We start from the raw sequence: 3,449 nt of genomic DNA, 5'->3' as shown, positions 1-3,449 counted from the left end.
TCAACCACGTACTCGTCCAACTCCGACAACAGACCGTCCACCGACTCACGATCCGTGGTCAGGTCCTCCGTGAACTGCCGCTCGCCAGTAGCGTCGGGCACGTACTTCACACAGACAACGATCCTCAGGGCCACGGGTCCGTCTCCGTCCTGGTCACAACTGCGGAACTCAGTTCCCTACCGATACTACACTTAGTACCCTCTCGGCGCGGAAGCCACACGGGCACATCCGCGGGGCCGGACAACCGCACACCGAAGAGGGCGGCAAGCGACCACGCACGAACTCTGATCCGTTACCCTGTCTGAGGTCGGTCAGCACCTCACCGCAGCGTGCCTACCCGCCTCCGTAGCTCAGGGGATAGAGCACCGCTCTCCTAAAGCGGGTGTCGCAGGTTCGAATCCTGCCGGGGGCACAGACCGAAGGGCCAGCTTAGGAGAGGTTTCCTCCCACGCTGGCCCTTCGTCGTTCCCGGCCTCGTGCCACACGCGTGCCACTACGTCCGGTCGGCGTCCTCTCCGGGGGAGCCGGAAGCCACTCCCCCACCGCTCCGGATCATGGCCCCAAGGCGGTCGGCGACGGCTCGGTCCCGGCCGCTGGTCATGTGCTGGTAGATCAGCGCAGCCCGGGAGCTGCTGTGCCCCATCCGCGTCATCAGCTCCCGCGTGCTGGCCCCGGCCGTCGAGGCCAGCGTGTTGCCCGTGTGCCGCAGATCGTGGAAGTGCAGCTCGGCCGTGACACCCGCAGCCTTCCGGGCCTCGATCCAGTCGTCCCGGAAGTTGCTCCGCCGCAACTGCCCACCCTGCGGCCCGACGAAGACATGCCCGTCACGGCCGGGAGCGGCGAAGTGCTCCAGGTGGTGCGTGACCGCGTCGAGCAGTTCGGCAGGGAAGGAGACAGAGCGCACGCCAGCCGCGGACTTCGGTGCCGTGTCGAAGAGGCGGCCGTCTTGCAGCTCGGCCTGAGCACGGCGGACGGTGACGGCCAGCCCCTCCAGGTCGATGTCCCGGCGTCGGAGAGCTGCCAGCTCACCGAACCGCAGCGTGGTGAAGGCCGCCAGCAGCACGAGCAGCCGATAGCGCGGCGCGATCGAGTCGGCGAGGGCGAAGACCTCCGCCACCGTGAGGACGGGCCTCTCGGGCACGTCGTAGCGGTCCGCGCCCTTGATCCGGCACGGATTGCGCCGGATCAACTCGTCGTCCACGGCAGTGTTCATCAGGGCACGCAGCAGCTGGTACGCCTTGACCACGGTCGGCTCCCCGACGCCGGCTGCGAGCAGCTTGCCGCGCCAGCCGCGTACCCAAGCTGTCGTCACGTCGGCCACGCTCCAGGCTCCGAAGGTGGGCAGGATGTGCAGCCGCATCACCGACTCGTTCCGCTCGCGGGTACGGTCGGCGAGCTTCCGATCCCGCAGCCACGCGGTGGCGTACTCCTTGAAGCTCACCGCCCCGGCGTCCGGGTCCGACCACTGCCCCGCGCCACGTCCGACTCGATGTGCGTCAGAGCGACCTGGGCATCGGTCTTGGTCGCGTACGTCTTCTCCGCTGGGCGCAGTTGCCCCGTGCCCGGGTCCCGGTACCGGACCTGCCAACGGCCGGACGGAAGCTGACGGACCGAGCCGAAGCTTCGGCGCCTCCCCCTCTTGTTGGCCATCAGGCAGCCCTCCGCAGGGACCCACCCCGGTGGCCGATCGGCTCCACCGTGTTGGCGCCGATGAAGGTGTTGAGCGCACTCTCCGGGATGCGGACGTGCCGACCGACCTTGACGAAGACGATCCGTCGCTCAGCGATCAGTCGACGTGGGAAGCGTTCCGAGGTGCCGAGGATCTTGGCCACCTGCGACACGGTCAGGTAGCGGTCAGCCATGAGTGGGGTCTCCTTCCGCGCGGTCGGTGTGCAGTACGTCGGTGAGCCAGCGTTCGCCCTTGGTGAGTCCGGTTCCGGCGTAGGCCCAGTGGGCGAGGACGAGCGTGGCGGGTGCGGGGGCGTGGGTGTCGTCGCCTCGGGCGATGGCGGCTTGGAGGCGGCGCCAGTCGGCGCGTGCCTGGCGGAGGGTGCCGAGGGTGGTGGAGTAGCGGCGGGTCTTGGTGGAGAAGTGGCCGCGGAAGCCGAGCCTGTGGGCCCAGGCACGCAGGCGGAGGTGTTCGAGGTCGCGTCGGGCGCCCAGTTCCCAGCAGGTGCGGATCATGCGGCGTGCGTGGTCGGTGAGGTCGGTGTGGGCGATCTCGGCGAGGAAGCGGATGCGGTGGTCCAGGGCCCCGGTGGCGGCCTCGGCTCCCTTGGTGGCGTACTTGGCGATGTAGCCGGCCACGGCGCGGTCGGTGAGTTCGGCACCGCCGGTGAAGTCGGCGGAGCGGATGACACGGATGTCGAGCTGGGCGCCGAAGGCGAAGACGTGCTCACGGCCGTTGAGGGTCGGGCCGGTGACGCGTGCGGAGTGTGCGGCGGCCCGGATGGCGTCCGTCAGCAGCTCGGCGGTGGCCCAGGGCGGGGGTGGTGTGGTGCCGCCGTCGGGTCCGTCGAGGCGGATGACGGCGTGGAAGTGGACGGCACCGCGCCGCTGGTACTCGGCGACCTTGGCGAAGGAGACGCGGGCGTGGTGGCGGAGGGTGCGTTGGCTGAGTCCGGCGCGCTTGGCGACCTCCCGGCGCAGGTAGATGGAGAAGCGCCGCCACAGTGCTCCGGCGTGGGCGTTCCAGAGGACTGCGGCTTCGTAGTCGTAGGTGTCGGGGTTGAGGGGTGTGCCGAGGGCCGGGTCGTCGTCGTGGTGGGCGGTGCCGCAGCGGCAGGCCGGGCGGCCGGTGGGCCGGTTGTGGACGGGGCCGAAGCCGGGTGCGGTGAAGGTGGCGAAGACGCGGGGGTGTGCGGCGACGTGTTCGGGGGTGCCCTTGCCGCCGCGCAGGCCAGCGGTGATCAGGTGGTAGGTGTCGCGGCGGTAGGTCTCGGCGCAGGTGGCACAGCGGGTGGCGCGGCGGTTGTTGCAGCGCACGAGGAGCTGCCCGGCCGGGAGGGCGGTGGATTCGAGGTGGTGCAGGACGGGGCCGATCTCGCCGGTGGTGGTGTCGAGTGCGTGTTCCGTGCGGTGTCCGGCGAGGCGGATGGGCCGTGAGCAGCCGCCGAGGGTGGAGAGCTGCCGGAGGAGGCCGGGAAGTTGTCCGTGGGCGGCGAGTCGGTGCAGTTCGGTGCGTGGAGGTGCCAGGTCGCGGGTGATGATGGTGCTTCTCCTTGTCCGGCTTGGTTGTCGGGTGAGGGGTTGGGCCTGCCGGGGCGGTGGATGCTTGGCGGTATCGAGGCCGCTCCGGTGGGCCGCTCAGCGGTGGTGCCGCTGGGAGGTGAGCAGGGAGCGCAGGACGACGGCGGCGACGGCCACGGAGACGGCCGTGACGGCGACGGCTGCGAGCAGCGCGGTGAGGACGACGCCGCCCAGGAGCACGGCGGCGACTGCCTGAGTGC

At 70.4% G+C, this 3,449-nt stretch carries 2 protein-coding genes, 1 tRNA gene and 2 pseudogenes; 1 reads left to right on the top strand and 4 read right to left on the bottom strand.

From position 1 onward, the window contains the following. Positions 1-134: pseudogene (locus GL263_RS23605) on the bottom strand (electron transfer flavoprotein subunit beta); the annotation flags it as partial. Positions 135-339: 205 nt separating this feature from the next. Here GL263_RS23605 and GL263_RS23600 point away from each other — a divergent pair. After that, a tRNA-Arg gene (locus GL263_RS23600) sits at positions 340-412 on the top strand. An 81-nt stretch (positions 413-493) separates the two neighbouring features. Here GL263_RS23600 and GL263_RS23595 read toward each other — a convergent pair. The 3 genes and pseudogenes from GL263_RS23595 to GL263_RS23585 form a co-directional block, all read right to left on the bottom strand. Then, positions 494-1,650 (bottom strand): annotated as a pseudogene (locus tag GL263_RS23595) (tyrosine-type recombinase/integrase). Further along, entirely contained in the window at positions 1,650-1,862 is a 213-nt protein-coding gene (locus tag GL263_RS23590; RefSeq protein WP_182857761.1) for an excisionase family DNA-binding protein, read from the bottom strand. Before GL263_RS23590 ends, GL263_RS23595 begins: the two are co-directional and overlap by 1 nt. Beyond that, complete coding sequence (locus GL263_RS23585; RefSeq protein ID WP_182857762.1) at positions 1,855-3,195, bottom strand: replication initiator; 1,341 nt, start codon at positions 3,193-3,195, stop codon at positions 1,855-1,857. Before GL263_RS23585 ends, GL263_RS23590 begins: the two co-directional genes overlap by 8 nt. Positions 3,196-3,449: the final 254 nt, after the last annotated feature.

The organism is Streptomyces durbertensis (genome assembly GCF_014156695.1).
In the GTDB taxonomy this organism is placed as follows: Bacteria; Actinomycetota; Actinomycetes; order Streptomycetales; family Streptomycetaceae; genus Streptomyces; species Streptomyces durbertensis.
The sequence above is the reverse complement of the archived record's forward strand: the minus strand, read 5'-3'. Positions and strand labels throughout refer to the sequence as shown.

Excerpts from the sequence above, each read along its gene's own strand:
- GL263_RS23590 (WP_182857761.1), bottom strand. The coding sequence starts at position 1,862 with ATGGCTGACCGCTACCTGACCGTGTCGCAGGTGGCCAAGATCCTCGGC.